The 21,159-nt window shown below is 55.8% G+C and carries 19 protein-coding genes and 1 pseudogene; 16 read left to right on the forward strand and 4 right to left on the reverse strand.

The window, feature by feature from the left end:
- Nucleotides 1–149: 149 nt before the first annotated feature.
- Nucleotides 150–590 carry an NAD(+) diphosphatase gene (locus HQN87_RS18490; RefSeq protein WP_254075559.1) on the reverse strand — a complete coding sequence of 147 codons (441 nt, stop codon included), beginning with the start codon at nucleotides 588–590 and terminating at the stop codon, nucleotides 150–152.
- A gap of 212 nt (nucleotides 591–802) precedes the next feature.
- Here HQN87_RS18490 and HQN87_RS18495 point away from each other — a divergent pair, with 212 nt between their 5' ends.
- Complete coding sequence (locus HQN87_RS18495) at nucleotides 803–1,537, forward strand: glycerophosphodiester phosphodiesterase (protein WP_173136449.1); 735 nt, start codon at nucleotides 803–805, stop codon at nucleotides 1,535–1,537.
- Nucleotides 1,538–1,589: 52 nt separating this feature from the next.
- On the opposite strand, the gene HQN87_RS18500 is transcribed toward HQN87_RS18495, so the two are convergent.
- Complete coding sequence (locus tag HQN87_RS18500; protein WP_173136451.1) at nucleotides 1,590–2,441, reverse strand: GGDEF domain-containing protein; 852 nt, start codon at nucleotides 2,439–2,441, stop codon at nucleotides 1,590–1,592.
- A 171-nt stretch (nucleotides 2,442–2,612) separates the two neighbouring features.
- Complete coding sequence (locus tag HQN87_RS18505) at nucleotides 2,613–3,191, reverse strand: histidine phosphatase family protein (protein WP_173136453.1); 579 nt, start codon at nucleotides 3,189–3,191, stop codon at nucleotides 2,613–2,615.
- A gap of 154 nt (nucleotides 3,192–3,345) precedes the next feature.
- On the opposite strand from HQN87_RS18505, the gene HQN87_RS18510 reads away from it, so the two are divergent.
- The 15 genes and pseudogenes from HQN87_RS18510 to cysC form a co-directional block, all read left to right on the forward strand.
- Nucleotides 3,346–4,494: a phosphodiester glycosidase family protein gene (locus tag HQN87_RS18510; RefSeq protein WP_173136455.1), complete on the forward strand. Its 1,149-nt coding sequence runs from the start codon at nucleotides 3,346–3,348 to the stop codon at nucleotides 4,492–4,494.
- A gap of 204 nt (nucleotides 4,495–4,698) precedes the next feature.
- Entirely contained in the window at nucleotides 4,699–6,321 is a 1,623-nt protein-coding gene (locus HQN87_RS18515) for a spore germination protein (protein ID WP_173136457.1), read from the forward strand.
- The gene (locus HQN87_RS18520; protein ID WP_173136459.1) at nucleotides 6,318–7,421 is read left to right on the forward strand and encodes a GerAB/ArcD/ProY family transporter; all 1,104 of its coding nucleotides are present in this window, start codon (nucleotides 6,318–6,320) and stop codon (nucleotides 7,419–7,421) included. Before HQN87_RS18515 ends, HQN87_RS18520 begins: the two co-directional genes overlap by 4 nt.
- The gene (locus HQN87_RS18525; RefSeq protein ID WP_173136461.1) at nucleotides 7,418–8,653 is read left to right on the forward strand and encodes a Ger(x)C family spore germination protein; all 1,236 of its coding nucleotides are present in this window, start codon (nucleotides 7,418–7,420) and stop codon (nucleotides 8,651–8,653) included. The genes HQN87_RS18520 and HQN87_RS18525 overlap by 4 nt, the downstream gene beginning before the upstream one ends.
- Before the next feature lie 12 nt (nucleotides 8,654–8,665).
- Nucleotides 8,666–8,899: a hypothetical protein gene (locus HQN87_RS18530; protein ID WP_173136463.1), complete on the forward strand. Its 234-nt coding sequence runs from the start codon at nucleotides 8,666–8,668 to the stop codon at nucleotides 8,897–8,899.
- Between the two features lie 9 nt (nucleotides 8,900–8,908).
- On the forward strand, nucleotides 8,909–10,009 hold the full coding sequence (locus HQN87_RS18535) for a GerAB/ArcD/ProY family transporter (RefSeq protein ID WP_173136465.1): 1,101 nt from the start codon (nucleotides 8,909–8,911) through the stop codon (nucleotides 10,007–10,009).
- A 188-nt stretch (nucleotides 10,010–10,197) separates the two neighbouring features.
- Nucleotides 10,198–10,452: a FeoA family protein gene (locus tag HQN87_RS18540; protein ID WP_173136467.1), complete on the forward strand. Its 255-nt coding sequence runs from the start codon at nucleotides 10,198–10,200 to the stop codon at nucleotides 10,450–10,452.
- Nucleotides 10,449–11,180 carry a FeoB small GTPase domain-containing protein gene (locus tag HQN87_RS18545; protein ID WP_173136469.1) on the forward strand — a complete coding sequence of 244 codons (732 nt, stop codon included), beginning with the start codon at nucleotides 10,449–10,451 and terminating at the stop codon, nucleotides 11,178–11,180. Before HQN87_RS18540 ends, HQN87_RS18545 begins: the two co-directional genes overlap by 4 nt.
- On the forward strand, nucleotides 11,158–12,567 hold the full coding sequence (locus tag HQN87_RS18550; RefSeq protein ID WP_173136471.1) for a ferrous iron transporter B: 1,410 nt from the start codon (nucleotides 11,158–11,160) through the stop codon (nucleotides 12,565–12,567). Before HQN87_RS18545 ends, HQN87_RS18550 begins: the two co-directional genes overlap by 23 nt.
- 1,099 nt (nucleotides 12,568–13,666) lie before the next feature.
- On the forward strand, nucleotides 13,667–14,512 hold the full coding sequence (locus HQN87_RS18555) for an STM4015 family protein (protein ID WP_173136474.1): 846 nt from the start codon (nucleotides 13,667–13,669) through the stop codon (nucleotides 14,510–14,512).
- Complete coding sequence (locus tag HQN87_RS18560) at nucleotides 14,512–15,987, forward strand: STM4014 family protein (protein WP_173136476.1); 1,476 nt, start codon at nucleotides 14,512–14,514, stop codon at nucleotides 15,985–15,987. The genes HQN87_RS18555 and HQN87_RS18560 overlap by 1 nt, the downstream gene beginning before the upstream one ends.
- On the forward strand, nucleotides 15,984–16,769 hold the full coding sequence (locus tag HQN87_RS18565) for an STM4013/SEN3800 family hydrolase (RefSeq protein ID WP_173136478.1): 786 nt from the start codon (nucleotides 15,984–15,986) through the stop codon (nucleotides 16,767–16,769). The genes HQN87_RS18560 and HQN87_RS18565 overlap by 4 nt, the downstream gene beginning before the upstream one ends.
- Nucleotides 16,770–16,811: 42 nt before the next feature.
- Nucleotides 16,812–18,200 (forward strand): STM4012 family radical SAM protein, encoded by a 1,389-nt coding sequence (locus HQN87_RS18570; protein ID WP_173136480.1) that lies wholly within the window; start codon nucleotides 16,812–16,814, stop codon nucleotides 18,198–18,200.
- Complete coding sequence (locus HQN87_RS18575; protein WP_173136482.1) at nucleotides 18,197–19,093, forward strand: STM4011 family radical SAM protein; 897 nt, start codon at nucleotides 18,197–18,199, stop codon at nucleotides 19,091–19,093. Before HQN87_RS18570 ends, HQN87_RS18575 begins: the two co-directional genes overlap by 4 nt.
- 517 nt (nucleotides 19,094–19,610) lie before the next feature.
- Nucleotides 19,611–20,174 (forward strand): annotated as a pseudogene (gene cysC, locus HQN87_RS18580) (adenylyl-sulfate kinase); the annotation flags it as partial.
- 257 nt (nucleotides 20,175–20,431) lie between these two features.
- Here cysC and HQN87_RS18585 read toward each other — a convergent pair.
- Nucleotides 20,432–21,076, reverse strand: a complete 645-nt coding sequence (locus HQN87_RS18585; protein ID WP_216857361.1) for a hypothetical protein — start codon at nucleotides 21,074–21,076, stop codon at nucleotides 20,432–20,434.
- Nucleotides 21,077–21,159 lie beyond the last annotated feature (83 nt).

Genomic DNA, 21,159 nt, shown 5'->3' on the forward strand with positions numbered 1-21,159 from the left:
TAGCCCACATCAGTTGAATTCAGGTGCACTATTGCTCCTCATTGGCTCATGTAGCCCACATCCGCTGAATTCAGGTGCACTCCGAAGCCCTCCTGCCCGCAGCAGGTGCATGAACGTATCCGCGATATCGTGTCGGCCTAAATTCACGCTTACCGGGCAACGGCTGTAAAATCCTCCAGAACCCGTCCCTGTCTCAGCTTATCAATGATCGTCAGCAGGAAGCTCTCCGCGAGACTGCCTTGTAATATAGCCTCCGCAGCTTCCTCCAGCGTGAACCAGGCGGCATGATCCAGTTCGTCACTCATCGCGCTTAAGTCCTCCGTGTCCGCCACACTAATGAAATTAAGCATAAGCGTATTGGACGGCGCGAAATACTGGCTGCGCATATATTCATAGGCAATGACCTCTAGGCCCGCTTCTTCCTTCACTTCACGGACCAGAGCAGCTTCGGCGTTCTCTCCTTTATTCACATACCCGGCAAGCAGAATGTAATCCTTGCGTGTATATTGCTGAATGAGCAGAATTCTGTCCAGTTCCCGGTTCAGTACGGCTGTGCTTATCGCTGTACTGAACACAGGGAATCTGAACATGGCACATGCTTCACAGTACGGCACCTCTCCCTCCCCGTTACATTCCTTCAGTACCAGCCGGCTTCCGCACTCCAGACAAAATTTCAACCCTATCACTTCTTTCTGTATTTGTTCCCTGCGGACAGGGTTTCTTAAGAGACTGTGGAATATACTATAAGGGGCCCGTCCACACGGGCAGTATTACATCACAGAGATGGAGGGAACTACACAACATGAACATTATTAATTTCGCGCATCGCGGCGCATCCGCAGTCGCCCCGGAGAACACAATGGCGGCATTCCGTAAGGCTCTTGAGCTTGGTGCAACCGGCATCGAGACAGACGTACAGCTGACGAGTGACGGAGCTGTGGTAGTCATTCATGATGAAAGTCTCAACCGCACCACCACAGGCAGCGGTTATGTGAAGGATAAGACGCTTCGTGAAGTGCTGGAGGTCGATGCAGGCTCCTGGTTCAACCCTGAGTTCACGGGAGAACGGATTCCGACACTGGACGAGCTGCTGGATCTGCTTCAGGGCCGGGAGACGATTCTTAATATAGAACTGAAGAACGGGACTTTCCTCTACCCCGGCATGGAAGAAAAGGTCATCGCCGCTGTCCGGGAACAGGGCATGAGTGAGCGGGTTGTCATCTCCAGCTTCAACCATTACTCCCTGGCTTACTGCAAGTCCCTGGCACCAGAGATCCGTACGGGTATTCTCTACGGGGAGGGGCTGTACCGCCCATGGAATTATGCTGCGTCCCTGCAGGCGGATGCCCTGCATGCCCATCATTCCTCGGTTCTGGCGGAGTTCGTCAATGCAGCAGCAGAGAAAGGTGTCGTCTACCATCCCTGGACTGTAAATGATCCCGAGCGGATGCAGGCCTTGATCGAAGCTGAGGTGGCGGGGATCATCACCGATTATCCGGATGTTCTGGCCGGGCTTCTGGCAGCCACGGGAGTCTGAAAAAATGACAACAGGCGTAAGCATTAAACTGCTTACGCCTGACATAACCCTGTTATTGTGCCCTTGAGCTGCTAACCAGCTTCACGGGCGGAACATGACTCTCCTGCTTGTATACAGCATAACGCCCGCTTCCAAGCTGCTTCGCATTGTACATGGCGGTATCCGCTTCCTGGAGCAGCCGTTTCGGGTTGAGTCTGCCCTGGCTCATCGTGATGCCGACACTGGCGGACACGAATAATTCCTGCGCCTCCAGCTTGTAGTTCCGGGTGATGTATTCCAGAACCTTAAGGGCAAGCTGTTCGGCTTCCTTCCGGCTGCAGCGTTTGGCGATAATGACGAATTCATCTCCGCCTACCCGGAAAATATGCCGTTTGCCTTTGCGGGTGAACTGCTGGAGGCTGGTACCTACAGCCTCCAGCAGCAAATCCCCTGTATGATGGCCGAGAGTGTCATTGATGGACTTGAAACGGTTCAGGTCCAGATATAATACCGCAAGCTGCTCGCTTGCTTTGCAGTGATCCCAGAAATGATCCATTCCGTTCTTGTTAAGCAGACCGGTCAAGGTATCCCGGTAAGCCAATTCCTTCAATTGCTCGCGCTCCCCAAGGAGCTGGCGCAACCGCAGGAACAGGTACAGGATACCTGCGAGTGTCAGCAGATACAACGCCAGTGCCATGAACAGGCTCCCGTCTTCAGGAGCGGAACCGGACAGGGATCTCCTGCCGAGCAGGTGCATACCCCCAAGGCCGGCACTAATAACCAGAACAACAAGACTCGAGCATACCGCCCGGGTTCTTTGTTGTTGCCTGGAGAAGTTCCGGGTCAGTCTGTACGCACTGTATACAGTCACGACGCCTATCAGTAGGGATAGAATCGTCAGCATATAATTACGGGCCTCTTCCATTAATCCTGCGCCCTCCTTTTGTCTATCATAGAATCCATCACTTTCAAGCGCTACTGTACATGGTCAGACTAAACATTTTCTGAACATCACCGGCTGGGTATGCCGGGCCGTCTATCTTTATAACATCTATTATCGGCAGAACCTGTATGTTTTTGAGCGGGGATGTCTCTTCTATCCATCCATATGTTCTGCGCTATTGTAGATTTCGCAGCTCCAGCCACCCTCTTCTTGTACAAGACAGGTGATAGAGGTATTCTTCAGCAGAATGCCAACGTCAAGTGAAGGCACCAGCCCGGCCAGCGTACTCCGCAGAATGGCACCATGGCTGACGATGAGCACATTGCTGCGGGGATGGCGGTCAGCAATCTCTTCGATAGCCTTCACCCCCCGTTCCCGTGCCACCTCCTGACTCTCCAGCTTCATATCCATCGTCTTCCACTGGCTGCCGAAGCGCTCCACCCGCTCTTGCTCGGTGGTTCCTTCAATTAATCCGCCATTCATTTCCCGCAGGCCCGGAACCAGACCTGCCAGCGGAATCCCCAGCTTCCCGGCGATTACCTCTGCCGTCTGCCTGGCCCGCAGCAGATCACTTGCATAGATGTACTCCCACGATTCCCTGCTGAGCCGTTCCGCAAGTACGGCAGCCTGCCGGAAGCCTTCCTCGTCCAGAGGGTTATCCGTGTGCCCCTGTACCCGGCCCTCCTGATTCCAGCGTGTGCTGCCGTGCCGGATTAAGCCTATCCTTGTCATCGTCGCTAACCGCCTTTTATTCTGATATCCATATGTCATCCTATTATAAACTAACCGCCCCCTGGATGCATGCTCCATTGACGGTAACGGGAGACGATTATATGATGGTATCTCAACTGATACTGCTATCATTCTAAAGGAGATTCTGTGTACTATGAGAAAAACACTTACCCTCTTCACCGCCTTCTGTCTGCTGGCGGCACTTCTTCCTGCATTGCAGAGCGGGGCCGCTGCGGCGCCGCAGACCAAACTTGCCGCATATGTGGACAAGGAGAATCATTCCTTCATCCCGCTCCGCTCTCTTAACGAATTCGCCGGGATCCAGTCTGTCCTCGCCGCTTCCGGCGGCCAGATCCAGATCACACGCGGGGATACTTCCATTACCTTCAATCCAGGTGGGGGTGCCACAGTTAACGGCAAGCCCGCTGCATCCGGTCAGCGGCCCTTCAGTCAGAATGGGACAACCTATGTCCCTTTGTCTCTCGTAAGCCAAACGCTCGGCATCCAGCTCCAGTGGAATAGAGAAGCAGGCTCGCTCACCCTTACAATCGGTGAAGAAGCTGCCACCTTGCCTGTCCAGAACGGTGCCCTGATCAAGAACGGTACGCCTGCTATGGTCAGCGGGAAACATACATACAAGGTTGGCGGCCGCTCCTTCAGCGTACAGACGGTTACGGTCTCCCTGCTGCATCCTTCGGTGAAGCTGGATGCCGTTCTGGCCGGCAATACCGTCGGCAAGACAGAAGCCTTGGCCAGTATTGCCAAGCGCAGTCAGGCAACCGCTGCTATCAACGGCACATTTTTCGATGCTTATACTAATGGCGCCTTCAAAGCCCCTTACGGTTACATCATCAGCGGCGGCAAAATGCTGAAGAACAGCTCCGGGGACAAGCGGACCGTCTTCGCCTATGACCGCAATCTCCTGGCTGAGCTGATCCCGGGAAGCCAGTTCCGGGAACGCTTCGACGCCGGTTCCATCCAGGGCGCAATTCAGGCTGGCCCGCGCCTGCTGGTGAATGGAAAGGTGGCCCTGAATGTGCTCGCCGAGGGCTTCAAGGACCCTAAGATCCTGACAGGCGGAGGCTCCCGCAGCGCGCTGGGTCTGACCCGCGACCATAAGCTGATTCTGCTGACCTCCGGCGGGGCAACCATCCCCCAGCTTGCAGAAATCATGAAGCAGGCCGGAGCCTACCAGGCAATGAATCTGGATGGCGGCGCCTCAAGCGGCCTGTACTACAACGGCAAATATCTGACCACGCCGGGCCGCCTGATCAGCAATGCGCTGGTTGTTCAGACTAGATAATACGAGTTCAATCTATCGTAAATACGTATGTTCATTATGAAACTGCTTTTATGGAATGGTGGGAAGATACCATGCCTAAAGGGCAGTTTCTTTTTTGTCGTAAACGCTCTCTATTATACGATTATATCAGCCAGAATAAGGAATCCCATTGCGGGGGATAATACAGGGATCACATCCAGATTTCAGCAGAAAGGGGTATCCGAGATGCCTCACAATCAGAAGAAAAGTACCCGAACAACCAAAGATCCCGCAGAGACCTCTGTACCTGCGCCGCTGCCGCTGAATCTCTCACTGGAGGCCAATTTGCAGGAAATCAGCCGCCGGATCGGTGACAGCTCGGATATCGTTATCCGTAAGTTCAATAGTGAATCCCCGCATTCTCTCTCTCTATGCTTCATCTATATTGACGGCCTGGTGAATGCCGATGCGGTTAACCAGATGGTGCTTCAGCCGATCATGGAGAATGGCGCGCTGAATGGGGGCACGCTTACAACCGGGGCGGCCTTCACCCTGATTAAGGATCATATGCTGCCGGTCGGGGGAGTCAAGGAAGGGGCAACCCTGGAAGGGCTGCTGCCCCTGCTTTTTGAAGGCTACACCCTGATTCTATTCGAGGGGCTTCAGACCGCTGTGGCCGCCGATACTGCCGGTTGGGAGAAAAGAAGCATTAACGAGCCCACCTCCCAAGGGGTTATCCGCGGGCCCAAGGAAGGCTTCACGGAAAGCCTGCGCACAGGGACTTCTATGCTGCGCCGGAGGCTGAAAACTACCGATCTGCGGATTGAGGAATATAAAATCGGCCAGCGGACCGGGACCGGCATTGCCCTCGTCTATTTGAAGGGCCTTGCCAGTGAGCAGGTGCTGGCCGAATTACGCCGCCGGTTGAACGCCATTGATACCGACGCTATTCTGGAGAGCAACTATATCGAAGAATTTATCCAGGACGGCGGTCTGACGCCTTTTCCCACCATTCAGAATACAGAGCGGCCTGACGCTATGGCCGGGGGTATCCTGGAAGGACAAGTAGGAATTATTATCGACGGTACTCCCTTTGCCCTGCTGGCACCGTCTACCTTTTTCAATTTCTTTCAATCCAGCGAGGATTACTACCAGCGGTATGATATTTCATCCTTTCTGCGGCTGATACGCTACGGTGCGTTCTTCGTATCCATGCTGCTGCCTGCGCTCTATATTGCAGTGACCACCTTTCATCAGGAGATGCTGCCGACCACCCTGCTGATCAGTCTGGCTGCCCAGCGCGAAGGAGTGCCGCTTCCCGCCTTCGCGGAGGCGCTGCTCATGGAGCTGACCTTCGATGTGCTGCGCGAAGCGGGGGTACGTATGCCCCGCACCATCGGTCCGGCCATCTCTATTGTCGGCGCACTGGTGCTGGGACAGGCTGCCGTTCAGGCAGGGCTTGTCTCTGCGGCGATGGTCATTGTCGTCTCTTTTACCGCGATCTCGAACTTTGTGATCCCGTCACTCGCTATCGCTAACTCCATCCGGCTGATACGCTTTGTAATGATGTTTATCGCCGCATCGCTTGGGCTGTTCGGCATCATGTCCTTCTTGATGGTGCTGCTGATTCATATGGCGGGCCTGCGTTCCTTCGGGGTGCCCTACCTGTCTCCGGTAGCGCCGATGATTCCGCGTTATCTGAAGGATATCTTCATCCGCGTTCCGCTGTGGAGCATGGACATACGTCCTAAGACTAACCTGGGTAAAGAAACCCGCAGACAAGCACCGCACCAGAAGCCCAAGCCTGCGGAAAGCGCGAACGGGCCCTCCCGGGAGCAGCAGAATCCGCAGGGGGAGGGGCCGGCATGAACGGAAAAATCGGCACTACCCAGGCAGCCATGCTCATCGTCAATACCATATTGCCGACGGCCACCGTCGTGCTGCCCATCATTATCAGCACCTATGCCGAACAAGATGCACCGCTGGCCATCATTATGTCCACCCTGGCCGGTCTGCTGATTGCTGCCATCGTCGGGACTGTGATTCGCAGCAGCAACGGCGCTCCTTTTCTGGACTGGGTCGGGGAGAAAAGCTCTCCGGTTGTCTCAACCATCCTGGGCCTGCTGATGCTGCAATTCTATCTGGATACCTCGGCAACGATCCTGCGCGAATTCGTCAATTTCATCAAAGACAATGTACTGATCAACACGCCGGTCACGGTGCTCGTGATTCTGATCCTGTGCATTTCAATCTATATGGTAAGACAAGGCATCGAAGCCATTGCCCGGGTGAACAGCCTGGTTATTCTGCTCTACCTGTTCTTCGCACCGCTGTACCTGTTCGGGTTATATCATGATCTGAATGTGCACCAGCTGCTGCCGATGTTCGATCATACCCTGGCGGAGCTGACACTAGCCAGCCTGACGCCAACGGCCTGGATGTCCGAAGTAGCCGTGATGCTGTTCCTGGCGCCCTACCTGCGGTATCCGCAGAGGGCGCGGATCATCGGCTGGATGGGCCTGCTGTTCGTCGCTACGCTGATGATGCTCTCTCTGGTCTCCGCTCTGATGGTATTCGGGAGCCAGTTTATCAAGCTGACGGCCTATCCGGGCTTCTCCACCGTGGGGATCGTCCGCATCGGCCGGTTCGTGGAGAAGCTGGATATTCTCTTCATCTCCTACTGGGTGCTGTCGATCTATCTCAAATTCGGGATCTTCCTGTTCGTCACGGTAGAGTGCTTCAAGCAGACGTTCCGGGTCAGCAGCAGCCGGCCCTTCATCGGGGCGCTGGGCCTGGTCATTGCGCTGGAATGCCTGTTCTCCTGGCAAAGCTCAGCCGAGCTTAATGACTACAACAAGGAAGGGCGGTTCGTGGTCTTCTTCCTGTTCAATGTGCTGGTTCCGCTGGGGGCGGTTCTGCTGAACAGGGTGCAGAAGGCCAGGTCCAGGCGGAAGGAGCTGGAGACATGAAGAGCAAACAGAGAACCCTGCTGTGCCTGATCCTCTGTCTTCCGCTGCTGTCTGTACTTCTCTCCGGCTGCTGGGATGACCGTGAGCTGAATGAACTGGGCATTACCTCCGGCTCCGCCTATGACTGGGAGAACAATCAGTGGAAAGCGACCTATCAGGTGATCAACCCTTCATCGGGGGCCAGCGGTATGGGAGGCGGCGGAGGCGGCAGTACCAGCTCACCGCCGTTCCTCACCTTCACCGTCAAAGGCCGGACGATCATGGAGGCCATTGAACGAACCAATCTGACCAGTACGCGGGAGATGTTCTTCTCCCACTCCAGAATAACCGTCATTGGCGAGAGCCTCGCCAGGCACGGGATCAATCAGCTGATTGATATGTTCCTGCGTAAGCAGGATGCCAGGGAAACTGTATTCGTATTCATAACCCAGGGAGAAGCCGGGGATATCCTGGATCAGCTCATGCAGATGACCAAAAATCAGGGGGCCGGTATCCAGCTCATGATTGAACAGGAAGCGAAGCTTATGTCCTATTATCCCGGAACCCGCCTGTATGAGCTGGCTATGGCCCTCTCCTCCGAGTCAAGAAGTGCCGTATTGCCGGAGATTCTCCTGACCGGTCCCCAGACGATGGATGAGACGAGCGAGACAGGCGTTACAGATCTGCCTTCACGCCTGGCGCTGGGAAGACTGGGCGTCATCAAGGGGGACACGTTCGTGGGGTGGCTTAGCCAGAAGCAGGCTTTTGGCCTCTCTTTTCTGACCAATAACATCGACTCTGCGACCCTCGCCTTCGCCTCTCAGCCCACGAAGAGTGACAAGCTGGACGCCTCATTTATTCTGCAGAATTCGGCTACTACGGTCCATCCCGTCTGGGATAAGGATCATTATGTGATGAATATTGAGGTCCAAGGCAGCGGCGTACTCACCGAGCTTGGGAGTGTCATGGATCTGAATGACCGCAAGGCCATCCGTGAGATGGAAGCCTCTCTTGAACAGCAGGTGCTGAGTCTCGTCAATGATTCATGGACAGAGGTCAAGCGGCTGGGTGCCGACGTTACGGGATTTGCCGTGAGAATCCACCGGAGCGACCGCAAGCGCTGGAAGCAGATCGAAGAGGAGCGAAGCTGGGACCGCATATTTCAGGAGATTGAGATCCGCCCGCAGGTCTCGATCGAGATTGAACGGACCGGCCTCAGCAATAAATCGTTCAAATCCGTCCAACAGGAGTAAAGGAGCCTATCTATGAAAATAGCTATAACTCTAATACTCTACGCGATTGCTTATCTCTGGGGGTGGACGAAGCTGCGCGGAAAAGGCCGCCGCCTGCAGCGGCTCTGGTTCGGCTGTATTCTTGGCTACTGTGCCTACATTAACCTATGCGGGATAACCAGAACCCCTCATGTATCACTGAGCCTTCTATATACGGCGTTCTTCCAGCCTGTCGGCAGAGCCATCATCTATTGGTTAGGAGGCTAATTCGTAATCATGCCCAACAAAGAACAGGTCTCTTCCCTCCAGATTGCGTTCATGATTATGCTGTTTGAGATCGGCAGCACGCCATTGTTCCTACTCGGAGGCACGGCGAAGCAGGACTCCTGGCTGGCGATGTGTACAGGCTCCGCCGCCGGATTCATCCTGCTTCTGCTGCTGATGTGGATTCAGTGGCGCTCTCCGGGTACAGACCTGATCGGGATGCTTAAGCTCCATTTCGGCAAGCTTCCGGGAGCCGTCATCGGCGGGGTCTATAGCCTGTATTTTGCCTATCAGTCCATGCGTAATGTCCGCGATCTCGGTGAACTGACGGCGATGACCATGCTGCCAAGAACACCTATGTCTGTCACGATGCTTGTTTTTGTGTTGCTTGCGCTATACGCCATCTGGAAGGGGGCCGAGGTTGTATTCAGGCTGCCCGAGGTCCTGCTGCCGGTGATGCTTGTCTTCTATATCCTGCTCGTTATCATGCTTGGAATAATGGGGGCTATCGACTTCGGCCGTCTGTCCCCTGTCCTTGGGGGCGGGCTAATGCCGGTGATTGAAGCTGCGCTGCCGGAAATCGTCTCGTTCCCCTTCGGGCAGATGATTGTTTTTTTGATGCTGTGGTCCTTATGGGAGAAGCCCGGGCTGCCTGTAAAATATACGGTGAACGCTTATCTGCTCATCAGCCTGTTCCTGATCTTCATGAACGCGCTTAATGTGGCGGTCCTTGGCCCGGCTATCGCGGGAATCAGCCAGCTGCCTTTTCTCAAAACCGTCCGCACCTTATCCAATCTCAAATTCGTGGAACGGCTTGATATCCTGGTAACCGCCCAGCTCTTCGTGGGGCTGCTGATCAAGATGATGATCTTCTATTTCTGTTCGGTAAAAGCCATGGCCGGGCTGACCGGCAAACCCGCCAAATGGTGGGTGTTCCCCGTGGGTGCGGTTATCTACGGCGCTTCCTTCCTGGAGCGGGACTATACCCAGCACATTGCCATCGGCCTCGGGCCAAGCCTTAAGCTTGACCCGGTATTCCAGGTCGCCATTCCGCTGCTCCTGGCGGTTTCTATCTGGGTGCGGGGGCGGTTCGGGCGGTCAGGGAATTTTTGATAAATCTTGCTGTATTTTTTCTTTCCCGAGGGCAACATTATTGTTGCAAGGACAAATTTATTTACTTATACTAATATTGTGGCAGGCTGCAATATTCTATGCCCTGCACAATATACTATACAAGTGCATACTTCATACTAATGGATAACGATTCATTTATTATTTTTAATACGAAAGTAGGAGATGGTATGGCTGGAGCCGTAATTCCATTGTCAGAAGCCGTGAACGGCAGCACGCTGCGCATCAGCGGCATCGAAGTTCAGGGTGTGCTGCGGAGAAGACTGCTGGATCTTGGATTTGTCGCCGGGAATAGCGTGGAAGTGCTGCGGCGCAGCCCGCTTGGAGACCCTACGGCTTTTCGGGTTAGCAATACAACGATTGCCCTGCGCCGGGAAGAGAGCTCCCTCATCTACGGGGAACTGATTGGGGGCGGTGAAGGATGAGCCGCTATACGGTCGCTTTTGCAGGCAATCCCAACACAGGCAAGAGCACGCTGTTCAATCTGCTGACGGGTATGCGCCAGCACACCGGCAATTGGGCGGGCAAAACCGTGGTCACCGCCGAAGGACAGTTCACCCATAAGGATCATACTTACCTGGCCGTTGATCTTCCGGGCACCTATTCCCTGTACTCCAATTCCGCCGATGAAGAGGCCGCGCGAGACTATATTATCTTTGAGCAGCCTGATGTAACGCTGGTGGTTCTGGATGCAACCTCGCTGGAACGCAACCTCAATCTTGCCCTGCAGGTGCTGGAGATTACCGGACGCGCAGTGGTTTGCATCAACCTGATTGATGAAGCCCGGCGCCTGGGCATTGATATTAATCTGAAGCGGATCGCCAAAAGACTCGGGGTTCCGGTAACAGCTATTTCTGCCCGGGGCCGGATCGGCATTGATGAACTGCTGGATCAGATCGAGCGCGTGGCTACCGGTGAATTCAGGGCTGAACCGCTGAAGATCACCTATAACGATGAGATTGAGCAAGGTATTGCGGAGCTGATCCCGATGGTGGAGCAGACTGTCGGCGCAAGATATCCGGCGCGCTGGATTGCCCTGCGGCTGCTGGACGGTGATCACAGCCTGCTTGCTTCCCTCAAAGCCCATATGGGCCGCAAGGATATTCACGTAAGCGAGGAGGTGGCCAGCCATGGAATCACCGCATGCCATTAACGGGCACGACCCGATGGATTCCCTGCTCACTGCCGCGAAAAAGCTGGCTGACCATGGGGGAATCCGCGATGAGATTGTCAGCGGAATCTACGGTGTATCCGCAGACATCTGCAGGGATGCCGTCATCTACCAAGACAAGAAGAAGCTCGGCAGCACCTACAAGCTGGACAATATCGTTACCTCCAGGATCTGGGGCTTCCCCATTATGCTTGCCGGGCTTGGCCTGGTCTTCTGGATTACGATTGCCGGAGCCAATTATCCTTCGAGCTGGATTGCCTCCTTCTTCAGCTGGATCGAAGGTTATCTGACCTCAGGCTTCGCGGCGGTTCATGCACCAGCCTGGCTGCATGGCGTCCTTGTCCTTGGACTGTACCGAGGAACCTCATGGGTCATCAGCGTCATGCTGCCGCCCATGATGATTTTCTTCCCGGTGTTTGCGCTGCTGGAGAATTTCGGGTATCTGCCCCGGGTAGCTTTTAATATGGACCGCCTGTTCAAGAAATCCGGGGGGCACGGCAAGCAGGCCTTGACGATGTCGATGGGCTTCGGCTGTAACGCCGCGGCTATTCTGTCCACCCGCATTATTGAATCGCCCCGCGAACGGATGCTGGCCATTCTGACCAACAACTTCGTTCCGTGCAACGGCCGCTGGCCGACACTTATTCTGCTCTCTTCCATGTTCATGGTCGGGGCTGCCACCACCGGGGCATTGCGTACCTTCTCCACTGCGCTGGTATTGATGGGGATCGTACTGGTCGGTATTGTTGTCACCCTGAGCGTATCGTGGGTCATGTCCAAAACCGCGCTGCGCGGTGTCCCTACCCACTACACCCTTGAGCTTCCGCCTTACCGCCGTCCGCAGATCTGGAAGACGATTGTCCGCTCCTCCAAGGAGAAGTCGCTGAATGTACTGACCCGTGCCATCATCGTGGCCGCTCCGGCAGGCATCATCACCTGGATTCTCGGCAATGTCTTCGTCGGCGGGGAGAGCGTGCTTAACCATATGGCGGCCTGGTTCGATCCGTTCGCCCAGCTGCTCGGTATGGACGGCTTCATCATCATGGCCTTCATCCTCGGCCTGCCGGCCAACGAAATTGTGCTGCCGATCCTGCTGATGGGCTATATGTCCTCCGGGGCTATGGTCGATATTGAAGGCCTGGGCAGCATCAAGGATATCTTCCTTAGCCACGGCTGGACCTGGCTGACCGCGCTGAATATGATGCTGTTCTCCCTGCTTCACTATCCTTGCGGCACCACGCTGGTGAACATCTACAAGGAGACCAAAAGCATGAAGTGGGCCGTACTCTCCGCTGTGATCCCACTCGCCATCGCAATCGGCGTAACCTTCACCGTAGCTTCGGCGGCCCGGCTGTTCGGCTGGGTGTGATGCGGGATGTGGCGTGATGCGGGATGTGGTGCGATGCGGGATGCGGGATGTGAAGTATGAGATGCGAAATATGAGATGTGAGCACCGCGCGCGGGGGATGCTGCTTGTCTATGCAGCACCCCGCGCGCGGTGTGCGTCTGTCCCCCGTATTTGCCCCCCACATGACAACGTTCATGACGCTACATATAAATGAGAGCTAATAAATGAGAGCCACACTAACGAGTACCACACTGATGGGAGACACACTAACGAGAATCACACTTATGGGAGACACGCTAACGAGAGCCACACTGATGGGAGACACACTAACGAGTGCCACACTGACGGGAGACACACTGATGGGGGCTAACCAACGGGAGCTAACCGGGACGTTACCCGCTCCCGCCACAAACAAGTTAACGAGAACCACACTAACAAGAGTCACACTGATGAGAGCCACACTGATGAGAGCCATACTAACGAGTGCTAACCGGCACGATACCGCGCTCCCGTCACAAACAAGTGGACAAACGTATCTTAATTTGCCAATTTCCGAACAATGCAAGGAAGCAAGTGGAAAAAGGGCATCTACTATTGGCGGTAACGGGCACTTTGGGCAAAATGCGAGAATTTAAGTGCTGTTTCTCCAACTGCTATCCAGAAGCGCCCGATTCGTTCATCAGCAAGTGGAGGAAATCCATCTGTTTTCGGTCAACACACGGGTAAAGTACAAGGACATTAAAGTACCAGAACGGGTAAATCACAAGAACAGTAAGGTAACAGAACGTTAAAGTGCCAGAACCAGTAAAGTAACAGAACGTTAAAATGCAACAACTTTACAGTACAAGAACTGAAGGTACAGGACTGTTAGGTACACGAGCATATTTGTTTAACCTCCCAAGTCTTCCACTTAGCTTTCGCCCCCTTTGCTTAGCTCCCCTTCATTCGCTCTTCCCCTCCGTTGTACCTCCCGCTCAAACCCTGTCAATTACAACCAACAAATTCCAAATAAGGGGTATTCCATTCCTCTCTCACAACCTTCCATCGCGGTAATTTGACTCCCTTTCCGCTAAATGATAGGGTGATTTGGAAGCCATAATATTACCTTGGAGGGATGTTCATGACAGCAGTGAAGCTCAGTATTGATTACGATGGATTTGAAGAAGGCAAGCGGATGGAGACGGAGATTGAACGCTTAAGCGCAAGCCCGGAGGCAGCTGATCTGACCAGTCTTACGATTGGCGACTGGGGACAAGCCTATGAGAACAGCTCAGAGGAAACCGTTCAGGCGCTTGTGAAGCATAGCGCAAGCTTCCCGGCACTGCGTAAGCTGTTCATCGGTGAAATGGGCTACGAGGAATGTGAGATCTCGTGGATTACCCAGAGCGATCTCTCACCGCTGCTCCCTGCTTATCCGGAGCTTCAGTCATTGACGATCCAAGGGGGCACCAGTCTGCGGCTAAGCCAATTGCAGCATGAGAAGCTCGAAGAACTGATTATTATTACAGGCGGACTCGGCAAAGTTGTACTGGCCGATATTGCCGCCTCAACTCTGCCTAATCTGCAGAAGCTTGAACTGTATCTCGGGGTGGACAACTATGGTTTCGATGGCGGACTGGAAGACCTCTATCCGCTTATTGAGCCTGCAAAGTTCCCTAAGCTTACCTATCTCGGACTCAAAAACAGTGAAATCCAGGATGAAATTGCCTCAGCCTTGGCGGATGCGCCGATTCTGGATCAGCTCCACACCCTTGATCTGTCACTGGGAACGCTTAGTGACACCGGTGCTGAGGCTCTGCTCGCCAGCGAGCGGATCAAAGGACTGAAGCTGCTCAACCTGAGCCATCATTACCTGTCTGATGAGATGATGCTGCGCCTGAAAAACAGCGGACTGCCGGTCGATATCAGCGACCAGCAAAAAGCCGATGACGATGATGACTGGCGTTATCCGTCCATCACTGAATAATGCCGGCTTCAGAGCCGTTGATTGTCTTCTGTAGTCCCGGCGACAGGCGCTCGGCAGGCATTCAGCAGGCGCGGCTGCGCCTCGGGATGCCCCCCGCGCTCCTGATTCCGTACGCCGGGCTGCTGGAGGGCCAGCCGCTGGCCGATCTGCTGGAGCAGGCTGTGCAGCAGCAGGTCCGGGACGGAATGCCGGAACAGGCGGGGCTGCCCACACCGGGGCTGAACGGAGCGCCGGGGCGAGCGCAGCTGGAACAGCCGGATTCCCTAGACGGCAGCAACGGACGTCCTACGCCGGATTTCCCGGACGGCAGCGGCGGACGCCCCGCGCTGGATTCCCCAGCGCAAGCAGGCCCGCCGCTGCTACGGCTCGAATCTTCCGACGGCAGCTTCAGCAGGCACCCCGCGCTGGATTCCTCAGCGCAAGCGCGCCCCCCGCTGCTGCGGCTGGAATCTCCCGGCGGCAGCTTCGGGCTGGAACGGGCACTCATCGCGCTGGGCGCGCCGGATGCGCCGGATACGGACGACTCGCTGCACCCGTTCGGGCAGCAGCCGGACCTCCGGCCGCTGAGCTTCAAGGCGGCCGCAGCCCTTAAGGACATGCCTGGGGTGCTGCATCATCCATCCCAATGGTTCCGCGGCTACTGCCGCCTGCTCGCACACATTCGGCGGGAGGCCGGGCAGCTCCTGCCAGCCTCCCGCTGGACCAATGATCCGGCGGAGATCGCCGCCATGACAGATAAACGCCGGACCCAGCAGATTCTGGCTGAGGCAGGCGTTCCTGTGCCCCGGCCGCTCTGCGGCAGCGGCGGGCAGGCCCCTGTGGATTATGCCTCCCTGCGTGAGCTCATGCTTACGCAGCGGATGCACCGCGTGTTCATCAAGCTGGCCAGCGGCTCCGCAGCCTCCGGCGTTATTGCTTATCAGCTCAACCCGGCAACAGGAGCCGAGGTGGCCGTTACCACCATCGGGGTCGAGAACTATATCACCCGTCCCCCGGTATATTATAATTCCGGCAAGCTGCAGCGCTATACGGATTCGGCCCGCCTTGCCGGAATCATCAACTGGCTCTACCGCCACGGCGCTTATGCCGAGCAGTGGATTCCGAAGCCCGGCATAAGCGGGCATTCCTTCGACATCCGCCAGCTGGTGGTTGCCGGTGAAGCCTGCCATGCCGTCGCCAGGGTCAGCACCACACCGATTACGAATCTGCATCTGCGCAGCCAGAGGATGACTCCGGCGGAAGCGGGTCTCCCGGAGGAAATGCAGGCCCAGGTACGCCGCAGCGCGGAGGCGTCGCTGGCGGCTTTTCCGCGCTGCTCTATCGCCGGGATTGATGTGCTGGTGGGAAGCTCCGGGCGGACATATACGGCGGATGTGAACCCTTTTGGCGACTTATTGTACGATGTTGAATACCAGGGCTGCAGCACCTATGAATGGGAAATGAAGCAGCTCTCCGGGAGGAACCTGTCCCTATGACAGATATGAATGCCGTCGTCGGCACCCACGATATCTTAATGATTACACTCGATACCCTGCGTTATGATGCGGCTGTTCTGGAGGAGGCGAATTGCCCTAACCTCTGCGGCAGCGGCTCCTGGGAGCAGCGGCATACCCCCGGCAGCTTCACTTACGCGGCTCATCACGCCTTCTTCGGCGGCTTCCTGCCTACTCCGGCCACTACGAATAAGGCGGAGCATGTGCGGCTGTTCCATTCCAGAAATACCGGGATGAAGACCCATCCCCATACCTGGCTGTTCGATACGCCGGATATGGTGTCAGGGCTGGCGGCGGCCGGTTATCAGACGGTGTGTATCGGAGGCGTCATCTTTTTCAGCAAAAAAGTGCCTCTCGCCCGTGTCCTGCCCGGCTACTTCCAGCACAGCTACTGGCGGATGACGTTCGGGGTGACTAACCCCCGCTCGACGGAGCATCAGGTCAACCACGCGCTCAAGCTGCTGGGCAATACCCCGCTGGATCAGCGGCTATTCATGTTCCTCAATGTGTCAGCGATCCACGGCCCGAATCATATGTTCCTTCCGGGTGCCCGCCGGGATTCTGTGGACAGCCAGCGCGCGGCCCTCCGCTATGCCGACGGAGAGCTGGGGCGGCTGTTCGATGCGTTCCGTGAGCGCGGGAATCCGGTTCTTTGTCTGGCTTTTTCCGATCACGGTACGGCTTACGGCGAAGACGGCTATCAGGGCCACCGGCTGGCGCATGACACGGTATGGAATGTTCCTTACCGCGAATTCATGCTGTAACAAGTTAATCCAAATCTGATCCCGCACAAGGAAGGAGAACGTATGACGTCCATCCGGCAATCTCTGTACCACACGAACCAAGACGGACAACCTCCCTTCTCTTCAGGGGAGCTTCAGCAGTGGACCGGGCATATTACGGCCCATCCCTACCGCAATTATCTCTATTCCTATCCGCACAAAACCGCTTACCGCGAGTTCGCCTCCCCCCTCTCTTTAGCGGAGCTGTGGCGGGATGAGCCTGCGGAGAGTTTCTTCTTATATATGCATATTCCCTTCTGCGGCGCCCGCTGCGGCTTCTGCAACCTGTTCACGCTGCCCGATAAAAGAGCGAATGTCCACGCCGAATACGTGGATGCGCTGGAACGTCAGGCGAAGCAGTGGGCCGCCTTCACCAGACACAAGCCTTACGCGCGCTTCGCCATCGGCGGCGGCACACCAAGCCTGCTGGCCCCTGCGCAGTTGAACCGGCTGTTCAGCATCGCCACAGATATTATGGGAGTAGACCTCAGCACCACCTCCATCTCCGTGGAGACCTCGCCCGAGACTCTGACCGAGGAGAAGCTGTCGATTCTGAAGGAGCATACGGTGGACCGGGTCAGCATGGGCATCCAGAGCTTCGTCGCCGCCGAATCGGCTGCCATCTACCGGCCGCAGGACCCGGAGGTGGTCTACCGTGCGCTGGAGCTGCTGGGCCAATATGATTTTCCGGTCCTCAATCTGGATCTGATCTACGGACTCCCGGGGCAGACGGTGGATTCCTGGCTCTATTCGCTGAATCAGGCGCTGCTGCAGGAACCGGAGGAAATCTTCATCTACCCGCTCTACACCCGTGAGCATACCATTGTGAAGCCGGGCGATCTGCTCAGCCAGAGTGATATCCGCCATGACTGTTATCAGGCTGCATGTGCGCTGCTGGCAGCGCATGGCTACCGCCAATATTCGATGCGGCGGTTCGCCAAGGAGGATGCAGGAACCAGTAAGGAGCTTCTCGATTACAGCTGCCAGGAGGAAGGGATGGTCGGCCTCGGCTGCGGCGCGCGGTCCTATACCCGGAATGTACATTATGCCTCCCGCTACGGCGTCAGCCGCAAAGCTACGGAGAGCATCATCGCCGATTATGTTGCAGCTGAGCGTTACGATACGGCCGATTACGGCATCGTGCTGAGCCTTGCGGAGCAGAAACGGCGCTTCATTCTAAAAGCCATCCTGCACAGCGAAGGACTCACCGTGGCAGATTACAACCGGCGGTTTGGATCTTCGCTGTGGGAAGATCATCCCGAGCTGGGCCTGCTGGTGCAGAGCGGGTTCGCTACGGAGGAAGAGGGCATTCTGCGGCTGACACCGGATGGGCTGGGATACTCCGATTCGATCGGGGACTGGTTCATCTCCGGTGAGATCAGGGAGCAGATGCAGGAGTTCATCGTGCCATGAAGGCGGTCCTCTACTATCGCGGCTCCCTCTCTTCCTGTAACTACGACTGCCCTTACTGCCCCTTCGGCAAAACCAAAGACAGCGCCGCCACCCTCGCCAAAGACCGTGCGGGCCTGGACACCTTCGTTCGCTGGGTATCGGAGCAGGAGGCGGCAGGCCACCGTCTGTCTATATTCTTCAATCCTTACGGTGAGGGATTGACTCACCGCTGGTACCGTGACGCGCTGATTACGCTGTCCCATATGGAGCATGTGGACAAAGTCGCCATCCAGACCAATCTGTCAGCCCGGCTTGACTTCACCGCTGAGCTGAACCCGGCCAAAGCTGCCTTCTGGGCGACTTATCATCCCGGTCAGGTGAGTGAGGAAAAGTTCCTGGCGCAGTGCATGACGGTATACCGGCAGGGCATTCCTTTCAGTGTGGGCAGTGTGGGGGTGCGCGGCGCTTTTCCGGCCATTGCCTCGCTGCGGGCCGCCTTGCCGGAGGATGTCTATCTGTGGGTGAACGCCTACAAGGACAAGCCGGATTATTATACCGCTGAGGACATAAGCTTCCTTAGCGGCATCGACCCGCATTTTCAGATTAATGCGATGGACTACGACAGCCTCGGCGCAAGCTGCAACGCCGGCCGCAACGTGTTCTATGTGCAGGGGCCCGGCCTGGTCAAACGGTGCTACAAGGACCGTGCAGTCATCGGCAACCTCTACCGCGACGGACTGGAAGGACTGGCTGCCCAGCGGAGCTGCCGCATGAAGGTATGCGACTGCTACATCGGCTATATTCATATGCCGGAGCTTGGTTTGGAGCAGGTCTACGGCTCCGGCCTGCTGGAGCGGATTCCTTACGGCGCGGGGCTTCTTCCCGCCCTGAAGAGATCATTCCCCATGAACTGAGGAAATGAAGGTTCCGCAGGAACCGGGTGCGAGGAGTGGCTATCGCCTTAGCTACAAGAGCTGAAACATGGCGGCAGGGCGGCGGATCGCGCATAGTTGTATTTCGTACATCTAAAATCAGGTTTAAACATCAATTTGTTCTGATAAGTGTATTTCGTACAGCTAAAATTGGTGTTAAGTGGTCTTTCGAGGTAATACGGACTTTTTAAGTGTAGAAAGTGCAACTAAAGTGCTTGCCTTCCGTTATCTGGTGATTTTAGTTGCAGCAAATACAGTTATATTCCGGTGGGGGCCATAAGCGGGGTTCATAAGCGAGGTCTATAAGCAAGGTCCATCAGCAAGGTTCATAAGCGAGGTCTATAAGCAAAGTCCATCAGCAAGGTCCATAAGCGAGGTCTATAGCTAAGGTTCCTTAGCTTGGCTTCATGCCTAAGTATAGCCCGCTCCCGAAACGTTACCGCTCAACTGGCTCCATTATTATAGCAATTGTGACTATCTATAACGACATGAGACGGAGGACAGAGCAATGACGGCTCAGGTACATGCACACACACCTAATGGATTAACGATCTGGCTTACCGGTCTGTCGGGGGCAGGCAAGTCCACGCTTGCCGCACTGCTCACAGACCGGCTGCGGGAACAGGGGCAGGCGGTGGAATGGCTGGACGGCGATGAGCTGCGGCGCAGCCTGGGCCGGGGGCTTGGCTTCAGCCGTGAGGACCGGTTCGAGAATATCCGCCGGGCCGTCTACATCGCCGGGCTGCTGAACCGGCATGGCGTGATCACTGTGGTCTCGGTGATCAGCCCTTATGCCGACATGCGCAGCTATGCCCGGCAGGAGCTGCCGGGCTTCGTGGAGGTCTATGTCGACTGCCCGCTCCCCGTCTGTGAAGTACGGGATGTCAAAGGGCTGTACGCCAAGGCCCGCACCGGTGAGATTCCGTGCTTCACCGGAATCTCCGATCCTTACGAGGCTCCGGCTGACCCGGAGCTGAAACTGCACACGGCGGAGCGTACGCCGGAACAATGTATGGAAAAGCTGATAAGCTGGCTGACAGAGCATAGGCTTTACCAGCTCTGATGGAAAAGGAGCAACGGAATAAGGAGGGGCGATAATGCCCCTCCTTTGTTTATTTGGCGCGTATCTGCTGCATTCAGGGGCACTAGTGCTCCTCATTCGTTCATTTAGCCCGCATCCGCTGCATTCAGGGGCACTAGTGCTCCTCATTCGCTCATTTAGCGCGCATCCGGCAAATTCAGGTGCACTTCAGTTCTTCCTATGCCCATCGCTCCCCGTCCGCTGCATTCTGGAGTTAAGGATACTCCAGATGCTCTAGATTACTTGCGCGAGTTAGATTGGCGGCGCAGGAGAATCAGTGCGGCGGTTCCAAGGACTATGATTCCGGCACCCGCTCCGGCGTATGGCAGCCAAGATGCAGATGTGGTTTCAGGCTCAGTTGTTGGGTTATTTTCAGAAGCTGGATGGTTAGTTGAGGTTGGATGGTTACCAGAGACCGCCCCTTGATCGTCAGGGATCCCAGGCGGCTCCGTGGGCGAGCCCCCCGACATCCCTGCACCAAGCGCGTTCAGATCCTCCTGCGCTCCAGAGAACAGCGCCGTCCGGCTGCAAAGGCTGACTGTAAGCTTAGTGGTTCCCCCATTGCCCTCTGCTTCCTCTCCACTTGCATATACCATGTAGCGTTCACCCTCGGTGAACTCGAATCCGCAGCTAGCATCCGACAATGCCGTCGTTACAGTCACCTGCTCCCCCACTTCTCCCTTCCAGCGGGAGCCCACTTGAAAGGTTACGGACACCGGGTCCATGCTGGACTGCATAGGCTTAACTTCCTCTTCAATCCTGACCACCGTTCCTTCAAAAATAGCCGCACTCTTCTCCATCGCCTCCAGCGGCGGAGCTGGCATGACACAGGAACAGGCATAAGTTACCTGCGGGCGTACAGTCAACAGAGTTATGAAGACCATCAAGGCACAGAGAAGCATGAGCATAACGCCCCGGATTTTCCTTATCGCAAACATCGCAATCACTCTCCTTATTAACAAGACGG

The organism is Paenibacillus tritici (assembly GCF_013204885.1).
GTDB classification, from domain to species: domain Bacteria; phylum Bacillota; class Bacilli; order Paenibacillales; family Paenibacillaceae; genus Paenibacillus_AQ; species Paenibacillus_AQ tritici.